The organism is Variovorax soli NBRC 106424, from assembly GCF_001591385.1.
GTDB lineage: Bacteria > Pseudomonadota > Gammaproteobacteria > Burkholderiales > Burkholderiaceae_C > Variovorax > Variovorax soli.
In genome coordinates, this window is record NZ_BCUU01000007.1 from 68,010 (window position 1) to 94,399 (window position 26,390).

22 protein-coding genes are annotated in these 26,390 nt (G+C 68.5%); 10 read left to right on the forward strand and 12 right to left on the reverse strand.

Annotation, left to right across the window (positions count from 1 at the left end; all coding sequences use genetic code 11):
- Positions 1-23 precede the first annotated feature (23 nt).
- From leuS to gshB, 8 genes are all read left to right on the forward strand, one after another.
- Positions 24-2,654, forward strand: a complete 2,631-nt coding sequence (gene leuS / locus VSO01S_RS03965) for a leucine--tRNA ligase (RefSeq protein ID WP_068640498.1) — start codon at positions 24-26, stop codon at positions 2,652-2,654.
- Between the two features lie 10 nt (positions 2,655-2,664).
- Complete coding sequence (locus tag VSO01S_RS03970; RefSeq protein WP_068640499.1) at positions 2,665-3,183, forward strand: LPS-assembly lipoprotein LptE; 519 nt, start codon at positions 2,665-2,667, stop codon at positions 3,181-3,183.
- 12 nt (positions 3,184-3,195) lie between these two features.
- A complete protein-coding gene (gene holA, locus VSO01S_RS03975) occupies positions 3,196-4,269 on the forward strand; it encodes a DNA polymerase III subunit delta (protein WP_068640500.1) in 1,074 nt (357 codons plus the stop codon).
- Between the two features lie 47 nt (positions 4,270-4,316).
- Positions 4,317-5,609, forward strand: coding sequence for a glutamate-5-semialdehyde dehydrogenase (locus VSO01S_RS03980; protein WP_068640501.1), 1,293 nt, complete (start codon positions 4,317-4,319; stop codon positions 5,607-5,609).
- 111 nt (positions 5,610-5,720) lie between these two features.
- A complete protein-coding gene (gene gshA / locus VSO01S_RS03985; protein WP_068640502.1) occupies positions 5,721-7,013 on the forward strand; it encodes a glutamate--cysteine ligase in 1,293 nt (430 codons plus the stop codon).
- Between the two features lie 170 nt (positions 7,014-7,183).
- A complete protein-coding gene (locus VSO01S_RS03990; RefSeq protein ID WP_068640523.1) occupies positions 7,184-9,055 on the forward strand; it encodes a potassium transporter Kup in 1,872 nt (623 codons plus the stop codon).
- A gap of 161 nt (positions 9,056-9,216) precedes the next feature.
- On the forward strand, positions 9,217-10,434 hold the full coding sequence (locus VSO01S_RS03995; protein WP_068640503.1) for a benzoate/H(+) symporter BenE family transporter: 1,218 nt from the start codon (positions 9,217-9,219) through the stop codon (positions 10,432-10,434).
- On the forward strand, positions 10,431-11,384 hold the full coding sequence (gshB, locus tag VSO01S_RS04000) for a glutathione synthase (RefSeq protein WP_068640504.1): 954 nt from the start codon (positions 10,431-10,433) through the stop codon (positions 11,382-11,384). The genes VSO01S_RS03995 and gshB overlap by 4 nt, the downstream gene beginning before the upstream one ends.
- A gap of 12 nt (positions 11,385-11,396) precedes the next feature.
- Here gshB and VSO01S_RS04005 read toward each other — a convergent pair whose 3' ends face one another.
- The 3 genes from VSO01S_RS04005 to VSO01S_RS04015 form a co-directional block, all read right to left on the reverse strand.
- The gene (locus VSO01S_RS04005) at positions 11,397-13,601 is read right to left on the reverse strand and encodes a TonB-dependent receptor (RefSeq protein ID WP_068640505.1); all 2,205 of its coding nucleotides are present in this window, start codon (positions 13,599-13,601) and stop codon (positions 11,397-11,399) included.
- 145 nt (positions 13,602-13,746) lie between these two features.
- Complete coding sequence (locus VSO01S_RS04010) at positions 13,747-14,514, reverse strand: class II glutamine amidotransferase (protein WP_068640506.1); 768 nt, start codon at positions 14,512-14,514, stop codon at positions 13,747-13,749.
- A 44-nt stretch (positions 14,515-14,558) separates the two neighbouring features.
- Entirely contained in the window at positions 14,559-16,058 is a 1,500-nt protein-coding gene (locus VSO01S_RS04015) for a DHA2 family efflux MFS transporter permease subunit (RefSeq protein ID WP_068640507.1), read from the reverse strand.
- A gap of 111 nt (positions 16,059-16,169) precedes the next feature.
- Between VSO01S_RS04015 and VSO01S_RS04020 the strand changes: the two genes are divergently transcribed.
- Positions 16,170-17,384: a zinc-binding metallopeptidase family protein gene (locus tag VSO01S_RS04020; RefSeq protein ID WP_084241673.1), complete on the forward strand. Its 1,215-nt coding sequence runs from the start codon at positions 16,170-16,172 to the stop codon at positions 17,382-17,384.
- Here the strand turns inward: VSO01S_RS04020 and VSO01S_RS04025 are convergent.
- The 4 genes from VSO01S_RS04025 to VSO01S_RS04040 are packed head-to-tail and all read right to left on the reverse strand — an operon-like array spanning position 17,361 to position 20,139.
- The gene (locus VSO01S_RS04025) at positions 17,361-18,632 is read right to left on the reverse strand and encodes a 6-phosphofructokinase (RefSeq protein ID WP_068640509.1); all 1,272 of its coding nucleotides are present in this window, start codon (positions 18,630-18,632) and stop codon (positions 17,361-17,363) included. The two genes, VSO01S_RS04020 and VSO01S_RS04025, sit on opposite strands and share 24 nt — an antisense overlap.
- The gene (locus VSO01S_RS04030) at positions 18,629-18,898 is read right to left on the reverse strand and encodes a cysteine-rich CWC family protein (protein WP_245684100.1); all 270 of its coding nucleotides are present in this window, start codon (positions 18,896-18,898) and stop codon (positions 18,629-18,631) included. The genes VSO01S_RS04025 and VSO01S_RS04030 overlap by 4 nt, the downstream gene beginning before the upstream one ends.
- A gap of 60 nt (positions 18,899-18,958) precedes the next feature.
- The gene (locus VSO01S_RS04035) at positions 18,959-19,756 is read right to left on the reverse strand and encodes an enoyl-CoA hydratase-related protein (protein WP_068640510.1); all 798 of its coding nucleotides are present in this window, start codon (positions 19,754-19,756) and stop codon (positions 18,959-18,961) included.
- A gap of 56 nt (positions 19,757-19,812) precedes the next feature.
- Positions 19,813-20,139 (reverse strand): DUF2917 domain-containing protein, encoded by a 327-nt coding sequence (locus VSO01S_RS04040; RefSeq protein WP_068640525.1) that lies wholly within the window; start codon positions 20,137-20,139, stop codon positions 19,813-19,815.
- Between the two features lie 85 nt (positions 20,140-20,224).
- On the opposite strand from VSO01S_RS04040, the gene VSO01S_RS04045 reads away from it, so the two are divergent.
- Entirely contained in the window at positions 20,225-21,160 is a 936-nt protein-coding gene (locus VSO01S_RS04045) for a LysR substrate-binding domain-containing protein (RefSeq protein WP_068640511.1), read from the forward strand.
- A gap of 23 nt (positions 21,161-21,183) precedes the next feature.
- On the opposite strand, the gene VSO01S_RS04050 is transcribed toward VSO01S_RS04045, so the two are convergent.
- From VSO01S_RS04050 to VSO01S_RS04070, 5 genes are all read right to left on the reverse strand, one after another.
- Entirely contained in the window at positions 21,184-22,218 is a 1,035-nt protein-coding gene (locus tag VSO01S_RS04050) for a hypothetical protein (RefSeq protein ID WP_068640512.1), read from the reverse strand.
- Between the two features lie 26 nt (positions 22,219-22,244).
- The gene (locus VSO01S_RS04055; protein ID WP_068640513.1) at positions 22,245-22,499 is read right to left on the reverse strand and encodes an RNA recognition motif domain-containing protein; all 255 of its coding nucleotides are present in this window, start codon (positions 22,497-22,499) and stop codon (positions 22,245-22,247) included.
- A 32-nt stretch (positions 22,500-22,531) separates the two neighbouring features.
- Positions 22,532-24,295 (reverse strand): SulP family inorganic anion transporter, encoded by a 1,764-nt coding sequence (locus tag VSO01S_RS04060; RefSeq protein ID WP_068640514.1) that lies wholly within the window; start codon positions 24,293-24,295, stop codon positions 22,532-22,534.
- Between the two features lies 1 nt (position 24,296).
- The gene (gene ppk2, locus VSO01S_RS04065; protein WP_084241674.1) at positions 24,297-25,181 is read right to left on the reverse strand and encodes a polyphosphate kinase 2; all 885 of its coding nucleotides are present in this window, start codon (positions 25,179-25,181) and stop codon (positions 24,297-24,299) included.
- A gap of 144 nt (positions 25,182-25,325) precedes the next feature.
- Complete coding sequence (locus tag VSO01S_RS04070) at positions 25,326-26,222, reverse strand: DUF2950 domain-containing protein (protein WP_068640515.1); 897 nt, start codon at positions 26,220-26,222, stop codon at positions 25,326-25,328.
- Between the last annotated feature and the right edge of the window lie 168 nt (positions 26,223-26,390).

The window sequence follows — 26,390 nt, forward strand, 5'->3', positions numbered from 1 at the left end:
CGATCCCCTGCCCCCAAGATCGCATGAATTCCAGCTACAAACCCGCCGACGTCGAATCCGCTGCCCAGGCCAAGTGGGCGTCTGCCGACGCCTACCGCGTCATCGAGGACGCGAACAAGAAGAAGTACTACGCCTGCTCGATGCTGCCCTACCCCAGCGGCAAGCTGCACATGGGGCATGTGCGCAACTACACGATCAACGACATGCTCACGCGCTACCTGCGCATGAGCGGCTACAACGTGCTCATGCCCATGGGCTGGGACGCCTTCGGCCTGCCGGCCGAGAACGCGGCGCTGAAGAACGGCGTCCCCCCGGCGGCCTGGACGATGGACAACATCGCCTACATGAAGGGCCAGCTGCAGGCCATGGGCCTGGCCATCGACTGGAGCCGCGAGGTCGCCACCTGCGACCCCGGCTACTACAAGTGGAACCAGTGGCTGTTCCTGAAGATGCTGGAAAAGGGCATTGCCTACCGCAAGACCCAGGTGGTCAACTGGGACCCGGTCGACCAGACCGTACTGGCCAACGAGCAGGTGATCGACGGCAAGGGCTGGCGCACCGGCGCGCCGGTGGAACGCCGCGAGATTCCGGGCTACTACCTCAAGATCAGCGACTACGCGCCGGAGCTGCTCGAGCACACCCAGCACAAGCTGCCGGGCTGGCCCGAGCGTGTGCGGCTGATGCAGGAAAACTGGATCGGCAAGAGCGAAGGCGTGCGCTTCGCCTTCACCCACACCATCAAGGACCATGAGGGCCACCTGATCCAGGACGGCCGCATGTACGTGTTCACCACGCGCGCCGACACCATCATGGGCGTGACCTTCTGCGCCGTGGCGCCCGAGCACCCGCTGGCCCAGCATGCCGCCCGCACCAACCTGCAGGTGGCCAACTTCATCGACGAGTGCAAGGCTGGCGGCACCACCGAGGCCGAGCTGGCCACGCAGGAGAAGAAGGGCGTGCCCACCGGGCTGGTGGTCACGCACCCCATCACCGAGGAGCAGATCCCGGTGTGGGTGGGCAACTACGTGCTCATGAGCTATGGCGACGGCGCCGTGATGGGCGTGCCCGCGCACGACGAGCGCGACTTCGCCTTCGCCAACAAGTACAACATCGACATCATCCAGGTGGTGCTGGTGGAGGACGAGCCCCACTTCGACTACCACAAGTGGCAGGAGTGGTATGCCGACAAGGAGCGCGGCATCACCATCAACTCCGACAACTTCAGCGGCATGGGCCACCAGGAGGCCGTCAAGGCCGTGGCGCACGCGCTGGAGCAGAAGGGCCTGGGCGGCCTGCAGACCACCTGGCGCCTGCGCGACTGGGGCATCAGCCGCCAGCGCTACTGGGGCACGCCGATCCCGATCATCCACTGCGAAGAGCACGGCGCCGTGCCGGTGCCCGAGAAGGACCTGCCGGTGGTGCTGCCCACCGACTGCGTGCCCGACGGCAGCGGCAACCCGCTGAACAAGCACGAGGGCTTCCACGCCGGCGTGACCTGCCCGGTGTGCGGCAAGGCGGCGCGCCGCGAGACCGACACCATGGACACCTTCGTGGATTCGTCCTGGTACTTCATGCGCTATTGCGACCCCAAGAACGACCAGGCCATGGTCGGCGAGGGCGCGCAGTACTGGATGCCGATGGACCAGTACATCGGCGGCATCGAGCACGCGATCCTGCACCTCTTGTACGCGCGCTTCTGGACCAAGGTGATGCGCGACCTGGGCCTGGTCACCATCGACGAGCCCTTCAGCCGCCTGCTCACGCAGGGCATGGTGCTCAACCACATCTTCTTCACCCGCAACGACAAGGGCGGCAAGGACTACCACCCGCCCTCGGAAGTCACGCCCAAGCTCGACGCCTCCGGCCACGTGGTCGGCGGCCTGCTTTCCGACGGCACCGAGGTGCAGTACGGCGGCGTGGGCAAGATGGGCAAGAGCGAGCGCAACGGTGTCGATCCGCAGGAGCTGATCGAGAAGTACGGCGCCGACACCGCGCGCCTGTACACCATGTTCACCGCGCCGCCCGAGGCCACGCTGGAATGGAACGACGCCGCGGTGGAGGGCTCCTTCCGCTTCCTGCGCCGGGTGTGGAACTACGGCGTGCAGCTCAAGGAACTGGGCGGCGCCGACGGCGGCGCCCCTGCCGCCTACGGCAAGGCCGCCAAGGCCCTGCGCCACGAAGTGCACACCGTGCTGCGCCAGATCGACTACGACTACCAGCGCATGCAATACAACACGGTGGTGTCGGGCGCGATGAAGCTCCTGAACGCGCTGGAAGGCTTCAAGCCCGCCGACGCGGCCGACGCCGCCGCCGCGCGCGAGGGCTTCGGCATCCTGCTGCGCACGCTCTACCCGGTCACGCCGCACCTCACCTTCGAGCTGTGGCGTGCCCTTGGCTACGACAAGGCGCACGGCGACCTGCTCGACGCGCCCTGGCCGCTGGTGGACGAGGCTGCACTGGAGCAGGACGAGATCGAGCTCATGCTGCAGGTCAACGGCAAGCTGCGCGGCTCGCTGGTGGTGCCGGCCGGCGCCAGCAAGCAGGAGATCGAGGCGATCGCACTGGCCAGCGAAGGCTTCGTGAAGTTCGCCGAAGGCGCGGCGCCCAAGCGCGTGATCGTGGTGCCGGGCCGGCTGGTCAACGTGGTCATCTGAGCGGCGCACGATGATGAAGAAGAGCGCACGCATCACCGAACCGTCCCGCCGCGCCTTCCTGGCTGCTGGCGCGGCGCTGGGCCTGGCGGGCTGCGGCTTCAAGCTGCGGCAGGCGCCCGATTTCGCCTTCACCACCATCGCCATGCCCACCAACACGGCCTACCTGGCGCAGCTCAAGCGCAGCATCGACGTCACGGGCAAGCTCAAGGTGCTGCCCATGGCCGAATGGGAGAAGGCGGACGCCGTGTTCGACGTGCTGGGAGAAACGCGCGACCAACTGGTGCTGTCCACCAATTCGGCTGGCCAGGTGCGCGAAATGCAGCTGTTCCTGCGCATCCGCTTCAAGCTGCGCACGCCGCAGGGCAAGGAGCTGATCCCACCCTCGGAAATGATGCAGTCGCGCGACATCACCTACAACGAAACCGCCGCGCTGGCCAAGGAAAGCGAAACGCAACTGCTGTACCGCGACATGACCAACGACATCGTGCAGCAGACGCTGCGCCGCCTGGGCGCGGTCAAGTCGCTGTAGGCGGAGCCCGAATTGCAACTGCCCGCGGCCCAGCTTCCGGCGCACCTGCAAAAAGGACTGCGCCCGCTCTACACCCTGCACGGCGACGAAGCCCTGCTGGTGCAGGAGGCGGCCGACGCCATTCGCGCGGCCGCCCGTGCGCAGGGTTTCAGCGAGCGCAGCGTGCATACCGTCGCCGGCGCCCATTTCGACTGGGGCGCGGTGCAGGCGGCCGGCGGCTCGATGAGCCTGTTCGCCGACAAGCAGATCGTCGAGATCCGCATTCCGTCCGGCAAGCCGGGCAAGGACGGCAGCGCGGCCCTGCAGCAGATCGCCGAGAGCACCGTGGGCAACGACAGCACGCTCACGCTGGTGCTGCTGCCGCGCCTGGACAAGGCCACCAAGACCGGCGCCTGGTTCGGCGCGCTCGATGGCCACGGCATCACGGTGCAGCTCGACCCGGTGGAGCGCGGCGCCCTGCCCGAATGGATCGCCCAGCGCCTGGGCCGCCAGGCGCAGCGGGTCAAGTCCGGCGAGGAAGGTCAGCGCACCCTGCAGTTCTTTGCCGACCGTGTCGAAGGCAACCTGCTGGCCGCGCACCAGGAAATCCAGAAGCTCGCCCTGCTGTATCCCGAGGGCGAACTGTCCTTCGAGCAGGTCGAGGGCGCGGTGAACAACGTGGCGCGCTACGACGTGTTCAAGCTGTCCGAGGCGGTGCTGGGCGGCAACCCGCAGCGGGTGGCGCGCATGCTCGAGGGCCTGAAGGCCGAGGGCGAGGCCGAGGTGCTGGTGCACTACACCCTGGCCGAGGACATCCGCGCCCTCAAGCGCGTGCGCGACGCGGTCGACGCCGGCCGGCCGCTGCCGATGGCGCTGCGCGAGAACCGGGTGTGGGGCCCCAAGGAGCGGGCCTTCGAGCGCGTGCTGCCGCGCCTGCAGGGCCGCGCGCTGGCGCACCTGCTGAACGACGCCCACAAGGTGGACGGCATCGTCAAGGGCCTGCCGCAGCCCGACTGGCCGCAGGACGGCTGGCAGGCCCTGCAGCGCCTGGCCTTCCGCCTGTGCCGCCTGTGCATGACCGAGGGCAGCGGGCGCCGCGCCGCCTGAAACCCTGCGCCGGCTCCGGTGCGCCCGGCAGTGGGAAAATGCCGCCCATGAACGCCTTCAACGTCGACGAACACATGCTGGCCCTGGGCGCACAGGCCAAGACCGCGGCCGCCGCCATGGCACGCGCCGATGCCGCCACCAAGAACAAGGCCCTGAAGGCCCTGGCGCGGCGCCTGCGCCAGGCCGGCCCGGAACTGCAGGCGGCCAATGCCCGCGACGTGGAGCGCGCCAGCGCCGCCGGCCTGCCGGCGCCCATGGTCGACCGGCTCAAGCTCACGCCCAAGGTGCTGGCCACCGTGGCCGAGGGCTGCGAGCAGCTGGCCGCCATGGCCGACGTGATCGGCGAGATCATCGGCATGCGCCAGCAGCCCAGCGGCATCCGCGTGGGCCAGATGCGCGTGCCCATCGGCGTGTTCGGCATGATCTTCGAGAGCCGCCCCAACGTGACCATCGAGGCGGCCAGCCTGGCGATCAAGAGCGGCAACGCGGCCATCCTGCGCGGCGGCTCGGAAGCCATCGAATCGAACAAGGCGCTGGCCCAGCTGGTGGCCGAGTCGCTGCAAGAGGCCGGGCTGCCGGCCGACGCGGTGCAGCTGGTGCAGACCACCGACCGTGAGGCGGTCGGCCGGCTCATCGCCATGCCGCAATATGTGGACGTGATCATCCCGCGCGGCGGCAAGGGGCTGATCGAGCGCATCAGCCGCGATGCCAAGGTGCCGGTCATCAAGCACCTGGACGGCAACTGCCACGTGTACGTGGACGACACCGCCGAGCTCGACATGGCCGTGACCATCGTCGACAACGCCAAGACCCAGAAATACAGCCCCTGCAACGCGGCCGAGGGCCTGCTGGTGGCGCGCTCCCGGGCGGCCGAATTCCTGCCCAGGATCGGCGCCATCTTCGCCGCCAAGGGCGTGGAAATGCGCTGCGACCCCGCAGCCGCGGCCATCCTGCGCGCCCCAAGCGCATTGCCGGCCGGTGCCAGGGTGGTGGATGCGGTGGAATCCGACTGGTTCGAGGAATACCTCGCCGCCGTGATCAGCATCAAGGTGGTGGACGGGGTCGATGCGGCCATTGCCCACATCAACCACTATTCGAGCCACCACACCGACGCCATCGTCACCCGCGACCACGTCAATGCACAGCGCTTCCTGCGCGAGGTGGATTCGGCCAGCGTCATGGTCAATGCGAGCACCCGCTTCGCCGACGGCTTCGAGTACGGGCTGGGCGCCGAGATCGGCATCAGCACCGACAAGTTCCATGCCCGCGGCCCGGTGGGCATCGAAGGGCTGACTTCCCTCAAGTACGTGGTGCTCGGCCAGGGCGAGGTCCGCAGCTAGTTGCGGCCCTCGGGCCCTGTCGGCGGGCGGGGCTTGTGATGGGGGTGGGTTACCCCTATCTACAATTGCAGTTCTTTGCTCAGGCAAGAACTCGCATAACAAGGCTGCTGCATGGTCCCCCATCTCGTCACCGCCCTGACCGGTCCGATCAACGAACTCGAGCAGCGAGTGCTCGACTCGATGCCCGCCATCGAGCGCTGGTTCCGCCTGGAATGGATGGAGCACACCCCGCCCTTCTACAGCTCGGTGGACATCCGCAACGCCGGCTTCAAGCTGGCGCCGGTCGACACCAACCTCTACCCCGGCGGCTGGAACAACCTCACCCAGGAAATGCTGCCGCTGGCGGTGCAGGCGGCTCAGGCGGCCATCGAGAAGATCTGCCCCGAGGCGCGCAACCTGCTGGTGGTGCCGGAAAACCACTCCAGCAACACCTTCTACCTGGCCAACGTCGCCCAACTGGTGCGCATCTTCCAGATGGCGGGGCTGAACGTGAAGGTCGGCTCCATCGACCCGGCCATCAAGTCGCCCAAGAAGATCGTGCTGCCGCATGGCGAAAGCGTGTGCCTGGAGCCGGTGGTGCGTGGCAAGCGGCGCTTGGGGCTGAAGAACTTCGACCCCTGCACCATCCTGCTGAACAACGACCTGTCGGCCGGCGTGCCGGGCATCCTGGAAGACCTGCACGAGCAGTACCTGCTGCCGCCGCTGCATGCCGGCTGGTCGGTGCGGCGCAAGAGCAAGCATTTCCGCAGCTATGAAGAGGTGTCCAAGCGCTTCGGCAAGCTGCTGGGCATCGACCCCTGGCTGATCAACCCCATGTCCAGCCATGCCGAGGGCGTGGACCTGGCCACCGGGTCCGGGCAGGACGAGCTCATCACCCATTGCGACCAGCTGCTGACCAAGATCCGGCGCAAGTACAAGGAATACGGCATCAACGAGAAGCCCTTCGTCGTCGTCAAGCCGGACAACGGCACCAACGGCGTGGGCGTGATGACGGTGCGCGACATCAAGGACCTGGAGGCGCTGTTCCAGAAGGCCAGGACCGGCGGCTCGCGCGCCGTGTCGGCGCTGGGCAGCGAGATCATCGTGCAGGAAGGCGTTCTGACCCGCGAGCGGGTGCACGACGGCGTCGCAGAGCCGGTGGTCTACATGATGGACCGCTACGTGGTGGGCGGCTTCTACCGGGTGCATGCCGAGCGCAGCATCGACGAGAACCTCGATTCCCCCGGCGCCAGCTTCGTGCCGCTGGCGTTTTCCGAAAGTGCGCACTTACCTGTGCCGGGTGCCAAGCCCGGTGCCAGCGCGCCCAACCGCTTCTACATGTACGGCGTGATCGGGCGCCTGGCCATGGTGGCCGCCAGCTACGAGCTGGAAGCCACCGACCCGGACGCCGAAGTCTACGAATGACCTAACCCGCCGCGCCGCCACTTCACATTGGCGGCCACGCGGCGGGACTGCACAATACCCTACCCAGAACAATGCAACGCCCTCGGGCGCAGGCAAGCGCGGCCATCGGCGGGAGCCCCCATCTCCCGGCGTAAAGAGCAGCGCCACTGCACCCATTGCTGTCACGCGACGTGTCTTCCAAAAAATCCACTGCATCCGCGGCGCTGATCCTGGCGGCCATCGGCGTTGTCTACGGCGACATCGGCACCAGCGTGCTGTACGCGATGAAGGAGGTGTTCAGCCACGATCGTGTGCAGTTCAACTCCGAGAACGTCTTCGGCATCCTGTCGATGTTCTTCTGGACGCTGACCATCATCGTCTCGCTGAAATACGTGGTGCTGGTGCTGCGCGCCGACAACGAGGGCGAGGGCGGCCTCATCGCCATGCTGGCGCTGGCCTCCCAGGCGGTGGTGGACCGGCCGAAGCTGCGCGGCGTGCTGCTCGCGGTGGGCATCTTCGGCACTTCCTTGTTCTACGGCGACGGCGTCATCACGCCGGCCATCTCGGTGCTCTCGGCGGTCGAGGGCCTGGAGGTGGTGTCGCCGCACTTCAAGGAATACGTGATCCCGATCACCCTGGTGGTGCTGTTCGGCCTTTTTGCGCTGCAGAAGCACGGCACGGCGGGCATCGGCAAGTTCTTCGGGCCCATCACGCTGATCTGGTTCGTCGCCATCGCGGTGCTGGGTGTCGCGCAGATCGTCACCCACCCCGAGATCCTGTGGGCGCTGAGCCCGCACTACGCGCTGGGCTTCATCTGGAACAACCCGGGCACCAGCTTTCTCATCCTGGGCGCCACGGTGCTGTGCGTGACCGGCGCCGAAGCCCTGTATGCGGACCTGGGCCACTTTGGCAAGGGGCCGATCCGCATCGCCTGGTTCTCGGTGGTGATGCCCGCGCTCACGCTCAACTACTTCGGCCAGGGCGCGCTGCTCCTGCGCGAGCCGGCCGCGGTGAAGAACCCCTTCTTCATGATGGCGCCCGAGTGGGCCGTGATCCCGATGGTGGTGATGGCCACGGCGGCCACCGTGATTGCATCGCAGGCCCTGATCACCGGGGCTTTCAGCGTCACGCGCCAGGTGATCCAGCTGGGCTACCTGCCGCGCCTGAATATCGAGCACACCAGCGTGCGCACCGCGGGGCAGATCTACATCCCCTTCGTCAACTGGGGCCTGTTCGTGGCCATCGTGCTGGCGGTGGTGATGTTCCGCAGCTCCAGCAACCTGGCGGCGGCCTACGGCATCGCGGTGACCACCGACATGCTGATCACCACGGTGCTGACCTTCTTCGTGATCCGCTTTGCCTGGAAGCTGCCCCTGGCGCTTTGCATCGGCGCGACCGCGATCTTCTTCGTGGTGGACTTCGCGTTCTTCGCCTCCAACCTGCTCAAGCTGCTGCAGGGCGGCTGGTTCCCGCTGCTCATCGGCGGCGCGGTGTTCACGCTCATGATCACCTGGAAGGAAGGCCGGCGCCTGATGGGCCAGGTGCAGCGGCAGGACGCCATCGACCTGCGCGCCTTCCTCGACTCGGTGTTCGTCAACCCGCCGGCGCGGGTGGACGGCACCGCCGTGTTCCTCACGGCCGAGCCGGGCGTGGTGCCCAACGCGCTCCTGCACAACCTCAAGCACAACAAGGTGCTGCACGAATACAACCTGTTCGTCACCGTGCGCAACCACGAAGTGCCCTGGATCCCGATGGACAGGCGCATCGAAATGGAGCCGCTGGGCCGCCACTGCTGGCAGGTGATCGTGCACTACGGCTTCAAGAACGACATCGACCTGCCCAGCGCGCTGGACGGCACCCGCATGCGCGGCTGCCAGATGGAGCCCATGACCACCAGCTACTTCCTGTCGCGCGACGTGGTCATTCCCACGCTGGGCAGCGGCATGGCGCCCTGGCGCGAGAAGCTGTTTGCGCAGATGCACCACAACGCCAGCGGTGCGGCGGACTTCCTGAGTCTGCCCAACAATGCAGTGGTCGAGCTCGGGTCGAAGATCGAAATTTAGGCCCACCCCCAGGCTGCCCCGCTTCGCAGGTCCGCCAACCCCCTGCGAGGGGGCGCACCCAGCGGCCTGGCAAAGCCAGTTCCGCGGGTGCCCTGGCCTGGGCCAGCGCGCATATGGACCCACGGGGGCGCAGTTTCGCCCGTCCCGGCACAATCGCGCCCATGCGTTTTTTCAAGGACCTGAGCCTCTCGGCCTTTGTGGCGGGCTTCGTGGCGGTGCTCGTGGGCTTCACCAGCTCGGTGGCCATCGTGTTCCAGGCGGCGCAGGCCTTCGGCGCCAGCGCGGCGGAAATCGCCTCGTGGATGTGGGCGCTGGGCATCGGCATGGGACTGGCGTCGGCCATTCCCTCGCTCTTGTGGAAGAAGCCGGTGATGATCGCCTGGAGCACGCCCGGCGCGGCCGTGCTGGCGGTGGCCGGCGCGGGCTTTTCCATGAACGAGGCGGTGGGCGCCTTCATGGTGTGTGCGATGCTCATCACCCTGGCTGGCGCCACCGGCTGGTTCGAGCGGGTGATGAACAAGATCCCGATGGAAATCGCCTCGGCCCTGCTGGCCGGCGTGCTGGCCCGCTTCGGGCTGCAGGCCTTCCAGGCGGCGCAGACCGCGCTGCCCCTGGTGCTGGTCATGCTGGGCAGCTACCTGGTCGCGCGCCGCCTGTGGCCGCGCTATGCGGTGCCGCTCACGCTGGTGGTGGCCATCGCCTTTGTCGCCGCGCGCGGCGAGCTGGCCTGGTCGGCGGTGCATTTCGAACTGGCCAAACCCGTGTTCACCATGCCCGCGTTCAGCTGGCAGGCGGCGGTGAGCCTGGCCTTGCCGCTGTTTGTCGTCACCATGGCATCGCAGAACCTGCCGGGCGTGGCGGCCATCCGCTCCGCCGGCTACGACATGCCCATCTCCAGGCTCATCAGCTTCACCGGGGTGATGACGCTGCTGCTGGCGCCTTTCGGCGCCTATGCGCTCAACCTCAGCGCCATCACGGCGGCCATCAGCATGGGGCGCGAGGCGCATGAGGATCCGGCGCGGCGCTACACGGCGGCCGTGTCCTGCGGCGCCATCTACGTGCTGATCGGCTTCTTCGGCGCGGCCGTCACCGGGCTGCTCACTGCTTTTCCGAAAGAGCTTGTCGCGGCCATCGCCGGCCTGGCGCTGCTGGGCACCATCGGCAGCGGCCTGGCACTGGCAGTGCGCGACGAGTCGCACCGCGAGGCCGCGCTCATCACCTTTCTCGTCACCCTGTCGGGCGTCACGCTGGCGGGCGTGGGCTCGGCCTTCTGGGGTGTGGTGGCCGGGGCTGCCGCACTCGGCATCCAGGGCATCGGCCGGGCACGCCGCCGCGCCGATGACAAGAACGCATCCGTTGGAAAGACCACTTCGCCATGAACATCCTCATCGTTGCCGACGCGCTCGAGCTCTTCAAGATCTACAAGGACACCACCTTCTCGATGATGCGCGAGGCCCAGCGCCGCGGCCACAAGCTGGCCGCCTGCGAGCCGCAGCACCTGGGCTGGCAGCGCGGCCGTCCGGTGACCGCCACGGTGCGCGAGGTCGCGCTCACCGGCGACAAGAACGAATGGTTTCGCGTGGAAGCCACGCGCGAAGTGCCCCTGCGCGAATACGACGCGGTGCTGATGCGCAAGGACCCGCCTTTCGACGCCGAGTACATCTACGCCACGCACCTGCTCGAGCAGGCCGAGCGCGAGGGCGCGCGCGTGGTCAACAAGCCCAGCGCGCTGCGCGACCACCCGGAAAAGCTGGCGATCATGGAGTTCGCCGAGCACACCACGCCCACGCTGGTCACGCGCGACGAGAAGGCCGTCAAGGCCTTCCATGCCGAGCACCAGGAGATCATCCTGAAGCCGCTGGACGGCATGGGCGGCATGGGCATCTTCCGCGTGGGCGCCGACGGCCTGAACCTCGGCTCCATCATCGAGACGCTCAACAAGCACGGCACGCAGACCATCATGGTGCAGCGCTTCGTGCCCGAGATCGTCAAGGGCGACAAGCGCGTGCTGGTGATCGACGGCAAGCCGGTGCCCTACAGCCTGGCGCGCATTCCGCAGGGCAGCGAGATCCGCGGCAACCTGGCCGCGGGCGGCAAGGGCGTGGCGCAGCCCCTGGGCGAGGAAGACTGGAAGATCGCCAACGCCATCGGCCCGGTGCTGGCGGCACGCGGCCTGCTGCTGATCGGCCTGGACGTGATCGGCGGCTCGCTCACCGAGATCAACGTGACCAGCCCGACCTGCTTCCAGGAGATCACCGAGCAGACCGGCTTCGACGTGCCGGCCATGTTCATCGATGCGCTGGAGCGGCTCGTCGCCTCGGGCCAGTAGCCGCCGCGCGGCTCAGAAGTCCACGGTCGCGCTCAGGCTGAAGGTGCGGGGCGCGCCCATCACCAGGTAGTTGGAGCCCGGATAGCCGCCGGCCGAGGCCCAGTACGACTTGTCGAACACATTGCTCACCTTGGCGCGCAGCGTGAGCAGGCGGCCGCTGCCGATATCCATCAGGTAGCGCGCGCCGATGTCCACGCGGTTCCATGCATCCAGCGCCTGCGTGTTGGCCGCGTCGGCGTACTGCTTGCCCGTGTAGAGCCACAGCGCGTTGACCGCCAGGCCCTGCACGCCGGGGATGTCGAATTCGCCGCCCAGGTTGAACTGGGTGTTGGGAATGCCGATCACGTCCTTGCCGTCGGTCAGCCCGCCGGCGGTGCGGCGCTGCTGCGGATCCATGAGGCTGAGGCCGCCCAACAGGCGCACGCCCTTGACCGGCTCGCCGAACACCGAGAACTCCACGCCCTGGTTGCGCTGCTCGCCGTTGGGGCCGAAGACGTTGTTCTGCACGAAGTACTGGGGCTGCTCGATGGAGAAGGCCGCCACGCTGGCGCCGAGGGTGCCGCCGTCGTACTTCAGGCCCAGCTCTTTCTGTTTGGAGCGGAAGGGCTGGAAGACTTCGCCGGCATTGGCCACCGGGCCGCTGGCCGTGCTGGCAGGCGCGGCCTGGCCGGGAATGAGCGCCTCCATGTAGTTGCCGTACAGCGAGACCTGCTGGTTCAGCTTGAACAAGAGGCCCGCCATCGGCGTGTTGCGCGCCGACGCGTAGCTGGTGGTGGGCGCGCCGGTGACGTAGTCGAAGCTGTCCTGCTCGATGCTCTGGCGGCGGATGCCCACGGTGGCGATCAGCCTGTCGTCGAAGAAGGAGATGGCATCGGCGACGGCCACGCTCTTGAACTTGTTGCGCAGGGTGACCTGCGGGTCGCTGAAGCTGCCCGTGGCCGGGAACAGCGCAGGCGCGGCGACGTTGACGTGGTTGTAGAGGTTGTCGCCGAAGAAGCTGGAGAACGCGTACGCGTCGCGCTCCTTGCTGCTGTAGGTGGAGGCCGCCGTGGTGAGCGTATGGCCCACGCTGCCCGTGTTGAACTTGAACCGCACACCCGCTTCGCCGGTCGCGATCTCGTCCTTGCGCACGTTGTCGAAGCGGAAGGCGCTCGTGTCGCCGGCCGCGTTGAGCACCGTCGGATTGGCCACCGAATTCGACTCGGTGCCGCGGCGCGCGCCTGCGGCGGCCCAGGCGGTGATGTTGTCGGTGATGTCGACTTCGCCGCGCAGGGTGCCGAAGGTGTCGCGCTCCTTCGAGTAGGTCCAGGGCTGCGCCCAGTTCCTGTCCGAATCGGGCGGGGTCGGCAGCGCCATGCCCGCGGCCGGCGTCACGCTCGGGCGGCCCTGCTTGAGGTCGTGGTCCTGCCAGCCGATGTCGGCCGACAGGCGCACGTTGCGGTTGTGCCAGTCCACGCCCAGGCTCAGCGCGCTCAGCTCGCGCGATTCGTCGTCCACGCCGGTGCCGCCGTCGCGGCGCACCGCATTCAGCCGGATGCCGGTGCTCTGGTCCGGCCCGAAGCGGCGCGCGATGTCGGCGGCCAGATAGCCTTCGCCGCCGGTCTGCACGCCGGCGCTGATGCTGGTGAGCGGATCGTTGGGCGCGCGCTTGGGCAGCAGGTTGATGGAGCCGCCGATGTTGGTGCCGCCGGGCGCCGAGCCGGTCAAGAAGGTGTTGGCGCCGCGGAAGACCTCCACGCGCTCGAAGAACTCGGAGGCGATGTACTGGCGCGGCAGCATGCCGTACAGGCCGTTGTAGACGATGTCGTCCGAGAACACCGGAAAGCCGCGCAGCACGTACAGCTCCTGGAAGTTGCCGAAGCCGCGCGCCTGGCGCACGGTCGGGTCGTTGAGCAGCACGTCGGCCACGCTCTGCGCCTGCTGGTTCTGGATCAGCTCGTTGGTGTAGCTGGTCGACGAGAAGGGCGTGCTCATGATGTCCTGGGTGCCCAGGATGCCCACCCGACCGCCGCGTGCCACCTGCCCGCCGGCGAAGGGCTTGGCCAGGCCCGCGGCCGATGCGTCGGCGCTGGCCTCCACCGTGATGGTGTTCAGGGTGCCGGCGGAAGCGGCTGGCGGGTTGTTGTCCTGCGCCAGCGCATGCGGGGCCGAGGCGGCGACGGCAGCGGCCAGCGCGACCGCGCGCAGGGTGAAACGGGCTGAGAAGGAGGCGGGCAAGGGAAGGCTCTGTTATTGCAAATGAGAACTCCTATTATTAAGGTTTGGAGCGATCGTGGCCGCCCTTTGGTGGCAATTGGCCGCCGATCGGTGCCGATCAGGCGCGAATCTGTTGCGCGAAAGCCGCGCGTTGGACTTGGCGGGCTCAGCTGCGCCGCAGTTGGCCGTCCACGAACACGCGCAATTCGCCGGGGTCGAACGCGACCCAGGGCTCGTTGGTGGTGAGCGGCGCCGTGACCACCACCGCCACCCGGTCGTTCGGCGTGGTGTGGTCGGCAAAGTCGATCGACAGGTCCTCGTCGGCCAGGTGCGCGGTCGTGAACGGGTGCCGCCGTTCCACATGCCACAGGTGGGTGGAGGCATGCGCCCACAGCGCCTGCCCGTTGGACAACATGAAGTTGAAGGTGCCCTGGCGCGCGAAGCGCGGCGCCAGTTCCTTCAGCGTGAGCGTGAGTTCATCGACGCTGGGCACGTCGGCATGCGACTTGGCCAGCTCCTGCATGAGCCAGCAGAAGGCGTGCTCGCTGTCGGTGTTGCCCACCGGGTGAAAGTTGCCGTGCAGGCGCGGGCGGAAATCCTTCAGGTCGCCGTTGTGGGCAAACACCCAGTAGCGGCCCCACAGCTCGCGCACGAAGGGGTGGCAGTTTTGCAGGTTCACCTCGCCCTGCGTGGCCTTGCGGATGTGGGCCACCACGTTGCGGCTGCGGATGGGGTAGCGGCGGATCAGCTCGGCCACCGGCGATTCGCAGGCCGGTTGGTGGTCCACGAAATGCCGCAGCCCGCGGTCCTCGAAGAAGGCGATGCCCCAGCCGTCGGCATGGTGGTCGGTGCGCCCGCCGCGCTGGGCGAATCCCGTGAAGCTGAAGGTCACGTCCGTCGGCGTGTTGCAGTTCATTCCGAGCAATTGGCACATCGCGCCATTAGAGCGCGAAATGGCCAGCCGAATGTCGGGTGCGGTCAGTGCGGCTCGGCCGGCGGCGTGTCTCGCGGCGCCGGCGCCTCGCGCAACTGCCAGGCCGCGCACACCGCCAGGGCGCAGATGCCGGCCAGCATGGCGAAGACCTCGTCGAAGGCCGCAATCCGCGCGGGGCTGGTGGCGGCGTTGGCCAGCGAATCGCCATGCGCGGCCAGCCGCCACTCCAGCACGATGGCGCACAGGCTCACGCCCGCCGCCCCGCCCAGCATGCGAATGAAGCTGATGGCGCTGGAACCCTGGGGAATGAGCGGCTGGGCCAGCGGCCGCATCGAGCCCAGGTTGAGCGAAGGCAGGATGAAGCCCAGCCCCACCCGCCCGATCACCGCAAAAAGCACCAGCAGCCAGATGGCGCTGCCCAGCCGAAGCGTCAGCATGAGCGCGAAGGACAGGGCCAGCAGCGCCAGGCCCGTGCTCACCAGCAGCCAGGTGGGCTTGCGGTCCGCCATGCGGCCCACCCACGGAATGGTCAGCGCCAGCATGATGCCCGCCGGCAGCATGATGGTGCCCACGTGCGAGGCCGAAAGGTGCAGCCCCACCTGCATGTACACCGGCAGCAGGTAGGTGGAGCCGAACAGGGCCGTGCCGTAGATGAAGGCCACCACGCTGCCCATGGCGAACTGCCGGTAGCCGAACAGGGCCAGGTTCATGAGCGGCGCGCCCCCGCTGGCCGCCATGCGCTTTTCCCAGGCGATGAACGCAATCAGCGAAACGGCGGCGCCCGCCAGCAGCAGGCCGCTTTCCAGCGCCGTGCCGCCGCGCAGCTCGACGAGGCCGTTGAGCAGGCACAGCGTGCCCGCCGTGGCCAGCGCCAGCCCGCCCCAATCCAGCCGCGCGCCGCGCTCGGCGGTCACGCCGCCCGGCGCGGTGGTCGGCACGAACTTGTAGGCGGCCCACAGGGAGGCCAGGCAGAAAGGCACCACCATGAAGAAGATCGAACGCCAGCCGAACAGGTCCACCAGCACGCCGCCGATGCTCGGCCCCACCGCCGGCGCCAGCACCACGCCCATGCCGAAGAGGCCGCTGGCGCGCCCCTGTTCGTGCGGCTCGAAGGCGCGCAGGATGATGATGGCCGGAATGGGCTGCACCACGCCCGCCGCCAGGCCCTCGGCCACGCGCGCCAGCAGCACCAGCCAGAACTGGCTTGCCAGCCCGCCGACGATGCCGCCGACCATGAGCAGCAGCATGGTGGCCACGTAGGTCCGGCGGTAGCCGAAGCGCGCGAGCAGCCAGGGCGTCATGAGCATCGCCGCGGTGGTCGACACCATGAAGCCGGACGTGACCCACTGCGCACGGTCCTGTCCCAGGCCGAAGTAGTGGCTCATGTCCGGAATGGCCACGTTCACGATGGTCGAGGACATGATCGAGGCCATCGTTCCCACCATGACCGACAGCAGCAGGTACCAGCGGTAGCGCTCGCCGTAGCGCTCGCGCAGGCTGGGCATGGCCGGCGCTGCGGCAGGGTTGGTGTCGTCGGATTTCATCGGAGAAGGCAGCGCGCCGCAATGGGCGGCTCGCCCCGAGGATATCGGCCTTTGCGCCGACACGGCAGTCGCCTTGGCGCCCGCACAATGGCCGGTCAGATGAAAGAACACATGCCGGACCATCCAGCTGCAGCCCCGCAATCAGGGAGTGACGTGCCTGCCGAGGCCTTGACGGCGCCCACGGTCAGCCGCGCCTACCAGTGCCAGTGCGGGCGGCCCGTGTTCCTGCGCAACAGCCGGTGCCTGGCCTGCCAGACGCCATTGGGCTACGTGATCGAACGCCTGGGCGTGGTCCCGCTGGCGCCGGTGGCCGATTCCGAAGACTTCACCGTGTTCGGCGACGAGCGCGGGCTGCGCTATCGGCGTTGCGCCAACTTCACCAGCGCCTCGGGCTGCAACTGGATGGTGCCTGTGCCTGCAGAGACCGAGACCGTGCCCGATGCCGAAGCGCCCATGGGCCTTCTTTCGGGAATGTGCCTGGCCTGCAGCACGACGCGCACCCTGCCCGACCTGTCGGTGCCCGGCAACCCGCAGCGCTGGAACCTGCTGGAGCAGGCCAAGCGGCGCCTGCTGTCGCAGCTGCTGGCACTGGGCCTGCCCGTGACCACGCGCGTGCAGGATCCGCAGCATGGCCTGGCCTTCGACTTTCTGTCGGAGCTGCCGGGCCAGCCGGTGATGACGGGCCATGCCGGCGGCGTGATCACGCTGAACGTGGCCGAGGCGGACGACTCGGTGCGCGAACAGGTGCGGGCCCAGATGCGCGAGCCCTACCGCACCCTGCTCGGCCATTTCCGCCACGAGATCGGGCACTACTACTGGGACCTGCTGGTGGCACCGCATGACGATTGGCTGGCGGGCTTTCGCGACCTGTTCGGCGACGAGCGCGCCGACTACGCGCAGGCGCTGCAGGCGCACTACCGCAATGGCCCGCGCGCGGACTGGGCGGCGAATTTCGTCAGTTCGTATGCCGGCGCCCACCCATGGGAGGACTGGGCCGAAACCTGGGCGCACTACCTGCACATGACCGATACGGCGGACACGGCGCTGAGCTTCGGCGTGAACCCGCTCAAGGTGGAAGTCGCGCAAGAGGACCTGTTCCAGCCCGAAGACCTGTGGCGCAGCGATGATCCGCAGGCCGCGCAGTTCCTGGAATTTCTCAACGGCTGGGTGCGGCTGACGCACGTGCTCAACGAGTTCTCGCGCAGCATGGGGCAGCCGGACAACTATCCTTTTGCGCTGCCTCATTCGGTGGTGCGCAAGCTGCAGTTCATCCACCAGCTGGTGGCGCAGCAGCGCGAGGGCTCAAGCCATCTCGAAGGCCGGTAGCTTCTTTTCCACGGACTGCAGCCTGAGCGTGGCATACACCGGCATGCCGTTGCGATAGGCGGGGTAGTCCTCGCCCTCGATCAGCGGCAGCAGGTAGCGGCGGCAGGCATCGGTGATGCCGTAGCCGTCGGCCGAGATGAACTCGCGCGGCATCTTCTTCTCGGTGTTGGCCACCTGGTCCAGTGGCGCGGTGCCGATGCGCCAGGCATAGGGCGCATCGGACGTGCGCTCGATGCAGGGCATGACGGCGTTGTGGCCCGAGAGCGCCAGCTCCACCGCGCGCTCGCCCAGGGCATAGGCCTGCTCCACATCGGTGGCCGAGGCGATGTGCCGCGCCGAGCGCTGCAGGTAGTCGGCCACGGCCCAGTGGAACTTGTGGTCCAGCGCTTCCTTCACCATCTGCGCCACCACCGGCGCCGCGCCGCCGAGCTGCGCATGCCCGAAGGCGTCGCGCGAGCCCTGCTCGGCCAGGAAGCGGCCGTCGGCGTAGTGGCAACCTTCGGACACGACGACGGTGCAGTAGCCGTGGTGCTTCACCAGGGCATCGACGCGGGCGAGAAAGCCGGCCTGGTCGAACTCGATCTCCGGAAACAGCACCACCACCGGAATCCCGTGGTCCGCCGCCAGCGCGCCGGCCGCGGCGATCCAGCCCGCATGCCGGCCCATCACCTCCAGCACGAACACCTTGGTGGAGCTGGCGGCCATGGAGCGCACGTCGAACGATGCTTCGAGGGTGGACACCGCCACGTACTTGGCCACCGAGCCGAAGCCCGGGCAGCAGTCGGTCAGCGGCAGGTCGTTGTCGATGGTCTTGGGCACGTGGATGGCTTGCAGCGGGTAGCCCATGGCCTGCGACAGCTGGCTCATCTTGAAGCAGGTGTCGGCCGAGTCGCCGCCGCCGTTGTAGAAGAAGTAGCCGATGCCGTGCGCCTTGAACACCTCGATGAGCCGCTCGTACTCGCGCCGGTTCTTCTCCAGCGACTTGAGCTTGTAGCGGCATGAGCCGAAGGCGCCCGCCGGCGTGCTGCGCAGCGCGGCAATCGCTTCGTCGCTTTCCTGGCCGGTGTCGATCAGGTCCTCGGCCAGCGCGCCCAGGATGCCGTTGCGACCGGCGTAGAGCTTGCCGATGCGATCCGGGTGCCGGCGCGCGGCCTGGATCACGCCGCAGGCCGAGGCATTGATGACCGAGGTCACCCCGCCCGACTGGGCATAGAAGGCATTGGTGATTCGCGTCGTGTCGTTGCTCATGGCATGTGCTCCCGGGTGTCTTCCAGCAACTGGACCATGCACGCAGCGCAGACGCAAGCCAGGCCGCGTGCGCTGTCGGGAAGGCGCCGCTGCAGCGCCTGGGCGGCAGCAGCGTCCATTGGCGGCTTGTCCATGCACCAGCAGGGCGGCTGCGCCTGGCCGGTGGCGCGTTCCAGCTCGACCGCGCAGCGGTTGTCGGCGCCGCACAGCGGGCAGCGGGTGGTGTCGATGGCTGCAGGCGCCGCGTTCATCCGGGCCATTGTCATGCAGCGTGGCGCCGGCCGCTGCTTCAAATCGTCATCGAGGCGCGGCGCGCCGCGGGCCCCTCATCGTCCGGGAAAGACGGGCGCGCGCTTTTGCAGGAAAGCAGCGACGCCTTCGGCGAATTCGGGCCGGTCGATCAGCTCGCGCTGGCGTTCGCTTTCGTAATGCAGCTGCTCGGGCAGCGTGTGGCGCGCCGAGGCTTCCAGCGCGCGCCGCGCCTCGACCACCGCGTGCGCGGGCAGCCGGGCCAGTCGCTGGGCGATCTTCTGCGCCTCGAGCAGCAGCAGGTCGTCCTCGAAGCTGGCCCAGATCAATCCCCACTGCACGGCCAGCTCGGCGCTCACCCGTTCGTCCAGCAGCGCCATGCCCATGGCGCGTGCCGGGCCCACCAGGCGCGGGATGGCCCAGGTGCAGCCCAGGTCCGGCACGATGCCCAGCTTGGGCAGGAAGGGCAGGTAGAAGTACGCGCTCTTTGCCGCAATGACGATGTCGCAGGCCAGCGCCACGCCCACGCCGGCGCCGGCGGCCGCGCCGTTGACGGCGCACAGCACCGGCACCGGCATGCTGCGCAGGTCCTCGATGAGCGGATGGCTCAGTTCCTGCATCCAGCGCGCGGTGGCATCGCCCAGGCTGGGGCCGCTCGCATCGCGCCCGCCCATCGAACTCAGGTCGGCGCCCACGCAGAAGGCCTTGCCCACGCCTGTCAGGATGAGGGCGCGCACGCTGCGGTCATCGCGCACGCGGGCCAGGGCGGCGCGCAGTTCCTGCTGAAGCTCGGCGGCGATCGGGTTGAGCTTGTGCGGCAGGTTCAGGCTCAGGGTGGCAATGCCGTCCTGGGTTTCATGCACAACCGTGGACATCGGGTTCGACTCCTTGGGAAACAAGGGGTCGAGGTTCGGCCGCGGCCGGCAGGGGGTCAAGCCGGGGACAACCCCTGCGCGAAAAGTCGCGGGTGCGACGCGCCTGCGTTCCCGGGCGTGGCAGGCACCGGCATGGCTGCAGGCAAGGCGTGCGAGACGGCGATGCTGGCCGCCTCGATGGCCGACACCAGCACCCGGCGGTGGATGTCGCCGACGAAGCGCTCGCCCGGCTCCAGCACCAGGTCGCGCGGGTCGTCGTCCAGGGTCAGCCAGACGCAGCCGCTCTGGCATTCGATGCCCACGCCGGCGATGTCGGCCACCGTGAAGATGGCATGGCGCGGCAGTTCGATCTTGAAGGTGGAGAGGGGGTCGGTGGTGCGCATGGGAAAACACTCCTTCGCATTCATCATGAGAATGAATATAGTCAGCACCCCTTCAAAGTTCACACGCTGATTCGGAACTCGTTGCATGCGCAGTGAGAATGCAAAACCGGTCTCCTACGCCCACGACCTGCCGCCGCTGGAGCTGCTGCGCAGCTTCGAGGCCGCGGCACGCGCCCTGAGCTTTACCAAGGCGGCGGAAGAACTCCACCTGACCCAGTCGGCCGTGAGCCGCCAGATCGCGCAGCTGGAAGACAGCCTGGGCGTGCCGCTGTTCGAGCGGCGCCACCGCGCCATCGTGCTCACCGAGGCGGGGCGCATCTTCCAGCGCGCCGCGGTCGAATGCCTCGAGCGCCTGCGCGACGCCACCGCGCGCCTGCGCAGCGTGCCGGCGCCGCGCCAGGTGGCCATGACCTGCACGCCGGGCTTCGCCTCGCTCTGGCTCATTCCGCGCATGGCGCACTTCACCGCCAGCCATTCGCAGGTGGACGTGCGGGTGTCGGCCTCGCTGGAGGTGGTCGACGACCTGGACCGCGCCCGGCTCGACCTGGCCGTGCGCTTCGTGGCGCTCAGCCGCGGCAGCGGGCCGGCGCTGTTCGAGGAATCGGTGATGCCGCTGTGCGCGCCCCGGCTGGCTTCACAGCTGCGCGAGCCGGCAGACCTGGCCCAGCAGACCCTGCTGACGATCGATGCCCCCGGCATGAGCGATGCGCTGACGCTCGACTGGGACCCCTGGCTCGAAATCATGCAGCTCAAGGACCTGCGCATGAAAAGCACCGTGCGCTTCAACCACTACACCGATGCGGTGGCGGCGGCCATGGCCGGGCAGGGCGTGGTGATCGGCCGCATGCCGCTGCTGGCCGAGCTGGTGCGCGAAGGGCGCCTGGTGGCGCCGTTCGGGGCGGGCGCGTCGTCGAGCCGCGGCTACTTCATCGAGACATCGCGGCGCGGCGCGGCCAACCCCGATGCGCAGAACTTCATCCGCTGGCTGCGGGCCGAGGCGGAGCTGGCGCGCGCGTCCTGAGCCGTTGGCCGCCGGACGATGCGTCACAGCAGGCGGTCGGCGTTGTCCAGCAGGTTGGCCGCGTGCGGCAGGTCGGCCCGGGCCACCTTCAGGATGGCCAGGGCGCGCTGCTGCGGCGGGTTGCCCGGCACGCGCGCCACGCGAAATTCCAGCGAATGGCTTTCGGCCTCGTCACCCACACCGTGCTGCACCACCACGTTCATGCGGTCGATGCGTCGCGTCAGGCTGGAGACCTGCAGCAGCTCGCCGGCGTTGCCGAAGGCGCTGCACAGCGTGTCGAGCTGGCGCGACAGGACTTCGGAGCGCGGGCCCAGGGCCTGCAGCCGGCGCTCGTTCTCCTCGGCCTCGGCGCGCACGCGCGCGAGTTCGCCCGGGTCGCCCGCCCCGCCGGGTTCATCGGCGCCGACCATGCCGCGCAGCCCCGCGCCCTGGCGCTCGAGCAGGCGCAGCCGGGTGGCGAGCAGCGCGCGCTCCTGCTCCAGGTCTTCCCGCAGCGAGGTGTCGGCTGCGACCTTGGCCAGGCCCTCGATGGCGATCTGGTCGATCATGCGCTGCGTCACCTCCTCGCGCAGGCCGTCCTCGTCCACGCCGCACAGGCGGATGAGGTGGTCGGAAAAGCCCAGCGTGGTCTGCGGCACGTCCGAACGGGTCTGCTCGCCCACGCGCGCCACGCCGAGCGTGTTGCGCTCGTTCATCGTCATGCCCATCACCGCGTAGGCCGTGCTGGCGCCGGGGTTGGCATCGAAGAAGTCATGCAGCGCCCGCGAACGCGCCAGCACGTGGTTGATGTCATCCGGTGCCGCGAAATAGGCACGCACATAGGGGTCGGTGGACCACGCCGCCGTGCTGGCCTGGTGGGCGCGCGGCACGCTGGCGACGAGTTCGCCGATGTGCGAGAGCGCCGGGGCCATCGCGGCTGCCAGGCGGGCCTCGCAGCGCGGCGCCAGGCGCAGGCGCGAATGCATTGCCACCACGCGCTCCACCATCTGGCGCAGGCGCGGGTCGTGCGGGGTGCGGTCCTTGTCCTTGCCGCCGAACAGGCGGCCGATCAGGCCCATGGGGTCGAACTCTTGGCGCGGTGCGCTCAGGCGAAGTTGTCGCGCATCACCTGCACGGTGAGCTTGCGGTGCTTCCAGAACAGGTCCTGGATGCGCGGTGCGACCAGCGCCAACCCTTCGGGCGAGGCCTCACCGAAGGTGAAGATGGCGGCGGGCCGCGAGCCGTCGCCGGGCACCCGTTCGATCGAATCGAACTTGGGGAAGCCGTACTTGGTCAGCAGCTCCTGCAGTTCCTCGTCGGTGGTCTTGTCCTCGATGTTTCCAATCCAGAGGCGTGCCATGCGGATCTCCTTGATGTCGAAGGTGGCGGGCGCTACCCCATGATAGGAGCGCCGCCCGCGTCTGACGGTCTTTTTTCTGAAACCTGCGACTGGTAGGCGGCCACCGCTTCTTCCACCGTGGGATGGAAGGTGGCCGCCCCGAAGCGCTCGAACAGGCCGAAGCGCTTGAGCTTGTCCTTCACCGGGTCCTTCATCTCGGCAAAGCACAGTTCGATGCCCCGGCCCTGCAGTTCCTCGTCCAGCTCGGCGAGCATGTCGGACGAGGTCACGTCCACGCTGGTGACGGGTTCGGCCGCCACCACCACCCATCGCACCGGCGTGGGCGACTCGGCCACCGCCGCCAGCACCTTCTCGCGGAACAGCTCGGCATTGGCGAAGAAAAGCGGCGCATCCCAGCGAAACAGCACCAGGCCGGACACGCGCCTGGCATCCGGATAGCGGGTGATGTCGTGATAGCCGCCGATGCCGGGCACCTTGCCCATCACCGCCGTGTGGGGGCGCCAGCCGTCCCACAGGAATTCGATCACCGCGATCAGCACCGCGATGAGGATGCCCTGGATGGCCCCGAACACCGCCACGCCCGCAAAGCACGCCACGGACAGCCAGAACTCCCAGCGCTGGATGCGGTACAGGCGCCCCAGGTCGCGAAACTCGAAGAGCCCCAGCGCCGCCGCGATCACCACCGCGGCCAGCGCCGAGCTCGGCAGGTTCTTGAGCAGGTTGGGCGCGGCGAACAGCAGGGCCGCAATGGCCAGCGCACCCACCACGCCGGTGAGCTGCGAGCGCGCACCGGCCGATTCGGCCACCGGCGTGCGCGACGAACTGCTGCTGATCGGCATGCCCTGGAAGAAGCCGGCCGCGAGGTTGGCGGCGCCCAGGCCCACCATTTCCTGGTTCGGGTCCACCGGCGTGCGCAGCCGCGCGGCATACACCCGCGAGAGCACGCTGGTGTCGGCAAAGGCCACCAGCGCCACCGCCACGCCGCCCAGCAGCACCGGCTGCAGGTCGGCCCAGCCGATGATCGGCAGGGCCGGCGCCGGCAGGCCCTGCGGCAGCGGCCCCAGCACGGCCAGGCCCGCGCGCTCGTGCAGGTCCAGCAGGCCCGACACCACCGTGGCGCCCAGCACGGCGATCAGCACCGAGGGCAGGCGCGGAAAGCGCTTGAGCAGCAGGATGACCGCCAGCGTGCCGGCGCCCACGGCCAGCGAAGCCGGCAAGGTCTTGCCGTCCATCACGGCCTCGGCGAATCCGGCGATCTGCCGCAAAGGCCCGTCCGCGTTCACCGAGAAGCCGAAGAGCTTGGGCAGCTGGCTCAGCAGCACGGTGAATGCGATGCCGTTCATGTAGCCGTAGCGGATGGGCTTGGAAAGCAGCTCGGTGATGAAGCCCAGTTTGGCCAGCCCGGCGACGATGCACACGAGACCGGAGACCAGCGCCATGGCGCTGGCCAAGGCCACCGCACGTGCGGGATCGCCGGCGGCCAACGGCGCGACGACGGCCAGGATGAGTGCCGCCAGCGCCGAGTCGGGGCCCAGCACCAGGATGCGGCTCGGGCCGAAGATCGCATAGGCCAGCAGCGGAACGATGGTGGCGTACAGGCCGTAGATGCCGCCGATGCCCGACGCTTCGGCGTATGCGATGCCCGCCGGCACCAGCATGGTGGTGAGCACCAGGCCGGCCACGATGTCGTGCCGCAGCCAGGCCGGGTCGTACGCGCGCAGCAGCCGCAGGCCAGGCAGCCAGTGCAGCAGCGGCGGCGACCGCGCGCCGCCTTCGGCGCTCGCGGGGATGGTCAAGTCAGAAGACCTCGGGGACGAACTTGCAGACGTAGTCCGGCCGCGAGCTGGTCTTGATGCGCCGCTTGGGCAGCTTGATCTTCTCGCGCGGAACCTCTTCGTACGGAATCTGGCTGAGCATGTGGCGGATCAGGTTCAGCCGGGCGCGCTTCTTGTCGTCCGAGCGCACCACGTACCAGGGCGCCCACGGGGAATCGGTGGTCTTGAACATGTCGTCGCGGGCGCGCGAGTAGTCGTCCCAGCGGGTGTAGGACTTGATGTCCATGGGCGAGAGCTTCCAGATCTTGCGGCCGTCCTCGATGCGGCCCATGAGCCGGCGCGTCTGCTCCTCGGGGTTCACCTCGAGCCAGTACTTGAGCAGGATGATCCCGGAGTCGACGATGGCCCGCTCCACCAGCGGCGTGCCCTGCAGGAAGCGCTTGGACTGCTCTTCGGTGCAAAAGCCCATCACCCGCTCCACGCCGGCGCGGTTGTACCAGCTGCGGTCGAAGATGACGATCTCGCCCGCGGCCGGCAGGTGGCCCATGTAGCGCTGGAAGTACATCTGCGACTTCTGCCGCTCGGTGGGTGCGGGCAGCGCGATCACCCGGAACACGCGCGGGCTGACCCGCTCGGTGATCGCCTTGATGGTGCCGCCCTTGCCGGCGCCGTCGCGCCCTTCGAACACCACGCAGACTTTCAGGCCCGCGTGCTTGACCCATTCCTGCAGCTTGACCAGCTCGATGTGCAGGTCCTTCAGGGCCTTGTCGTATTCCTTGTTCGACAAGGGCTCGCGCTTGCCGCCTTCGGGTGCCGGCTCCGCGTCGTCGCTCGACGCGGGGGGAGCCTGCAGAACATCCTCGTCCAAGCCGGCGCCCTGCCTGGCGCCCTTCCTGCCTTTGGCCATGGAGAAACTCCTCGTTCGACCGTCGCGCTGGCGTGTCTCTTGGCGGATGCCGCGCATGGCTCCCTGTGTCGATCCCACGGCCCGGTTGTCTCGCGCCCCGCGCCGACTGTCAAGAGCCAGGGCGGGGCGCCGGTGCCACGAGCCTCAGGGCACGTCGACCTTCTGCCAGCTGTCGTCCGGATCGAAGCGCGTCATCGCGCGCGCCGCGGCGTCGGTGCCCGAGCCCAGGTTCTTCTGGTAGACCACGCCGGCGTGGCTGACCATGAAGCTCATCACCCCCGACTCGCCCCAGCTCACCGGCCAGGCCACCAGCGCGAAGCCCGCGCGCATGCGGTTGCCGATGAGGTAGCTGTAGGCGCCGCCCGGCGCATGCGGGCCTTGCGCCTTGAGGATCTTGTAGTGGTAGCCGTGGTAGCCCTCGCCCGGGCGGGCGCTGGCGAACAGCGGGCCCAGCGGGCTTTCCGGCTCGCCCGGCCTGGTGACCCAGTAGAGCCCGTCATGCTTGCCCGGCGAGCTGCCGAACTTCTGCGCGTACTCGAGCACGCCGTTCTTGTCCCGGTCGACCGAGGCGTACTCGCGCTGCGCGTCGTAGTACGCCAGCACGGCGTGCATGGCCGACAGCTCGTTGCGGCCGATGCGGCGCGTCTTCATCAGGTCCCGGCCCTCGCGCGGGTCGAAGTGCCAGCCGCCGGCGCCCTTGACGATGGGAATGGGCAGCGTCCAGCCCGTGGTGCCGGCGCCAAGGTAGGCGCGGTTGTCGCCGTCCGCCACGACGCTGTGGCCCTTCGACCAGGATTCCAGGAAGGTGTAGATGTCCTCGCGGTCGATCTCGCCGGTGGGCACGAAGCGCTTCCAGTCGGCGCCCAGTACGGTGCGCAGCGCGGCCTCGTCGTTGTTGACGATGGCGTTGAAGAAGGCTTGCGACGCGGCCTCGGCGCTGGGGTAGTTCTGCTGCGCGGCCGCGGGCGTGCCGAAGCTCATGGCCAGCGCCGTGATGGCGGCGCCCGCCAGCGCGTGGATGCGGTATTGGATGTGTTGCATGGTGATGTGAACCTCGCGAATGAGTGGTGCTGAAGTGGGCAATGGGTCGGCAGCGGCCTAGCGCCGTCCGCCCCGCCCGCCGCCGCCACCACCCCGGCCGCCACCACCATGGAAGCCTCCGCCGCCGCCGCGGCTGCCGCCGGAAAATCCGCCGCCACCCATCGACTG

Bases quoted from the DNA above. Each gene is read 5' to 3' on its own strand.
- leuS (WP_068640498.1), top strand. From the start codon at position 24: ATGAATTCCAGCTACAAACCCGCCGACGTCGAATCCGCTGCCCAGGCC.
- VSO01S_RS03970 (WP_068640499.1), top strand. From the start codon at position 2,665: ATGATGAAGAAGAGCGCACGCATCACCGAACCGTCCCGCCGCGCCTTC.
- VSO01S_RS03980 (WP_068640501.1), top strand. From the start codon at position 4,317: ATGAACGCCTTCAACGTCGACGAACACATGCTGGCCCTGGGCGCACAG.
- gshA (WP_068640502.1), top strand. From the start codon at position 5,721: ATGGTCCCCCATCTCGTCACCGCCCTGACCGGTCCGATCAACGAACTC.
- VSO01S_RS03995 (WP_068640503.1), top strand. From the start codon at position 9,217: ATGCGTTTTTTCAAGGACCTGAGCCTCTCGGCCTTTGTGGCGGGCTTC.
- gshB (WP_068640504.1), top strand. From the start codon at position 10,431: ATGAACATCCTCATCGTTGCCGACGCGCTCGAGCTCTTCAAGATCTAC.
- VSO01S_RS04010 (WP_068640506.1), bottom strand. From the start codon at position 14,514: ATGTGCCAATTGCTCGGAATGAACTGCAACACGCCGACGGACGTGACC.
- VSO01S_RS04015 (WP_068640507.1), bottom strand. From the start codon at position 16,058: ATGAAATCCGACGACACCAACCCTGCCGCAGCGCCGGCCATGCCCAGC.
- VSO01S_RS04020 (WP_084241673.1), top strand. From the start codon at position 16,170: ATGCCGGACCATCCAGCTGCAGCCCCGCAATCAGGGAGTGACGTGCCT.
- VSO01S_RS04025 (WP_068640509.1), bottom strand. From the start codon at position 18,632: ATGAGCAACGACACGACGCGAATCACCAATGCCTTCTATGCCCAGTCG.
- VSO01S_RS04030 (WP_245684100.1), bottom strand. From the start codon at position 18,898: ATGACAATGGCCCGGATGAACGCGGCGCCTGCAGCCATCGACACCACC.
- VSO01S_RS04035 (WP_068640510.1), bottom strand. From the start codon at position 19,756: ATGTCCACGGTTGTGCATGAAACCCAGGACGGCATTGCCACCCTGAGC.
- VSO01S_RS04040 (WP_068640525.1), bottom strand. From the start codon at position 20,139: ATGCGCACCACCGACCCCCTCTCCACCTTCAAGATCGAACTGCCGCGC.
- VSO01S_RS04045 (WP_068640511.1), top strand. From the start codon at position 20,225: ATGCGCAGTGAGAATGCAAAACCGGTCTCCTACGCCCACGACCTGCCG.
- VSO01S_RS04050 (WP_068640512.1), bottom strand. From the start codon at position 22,218: ATGGGCCTGATCGGCCGCCTGTTCGGCGGCAAGGACAAGGACCGCACC.
- VSO01S_RS04055 (WP_068640513.1), bottom strand. From the start codon at position 22,499: ATGGCACGCCTCTGGATTGGAAACATCGAGGACAAGACCACCGACGAG.
- ppk2 (WP_084241674.1), bottom strand. From the start codon at position 25,181: ATGGCCAAAGGCAGGAAGGGCGCCAGGCAGGGCGCCGGCTTGGACGAG.
- VSO01S_RS04070 (WP_068640515.1), bottom strand. From the start codon at position 26,222: ATGCAACACATCCAATACCGCATCCACGCGCTGGCGGGCGCCGCCATC.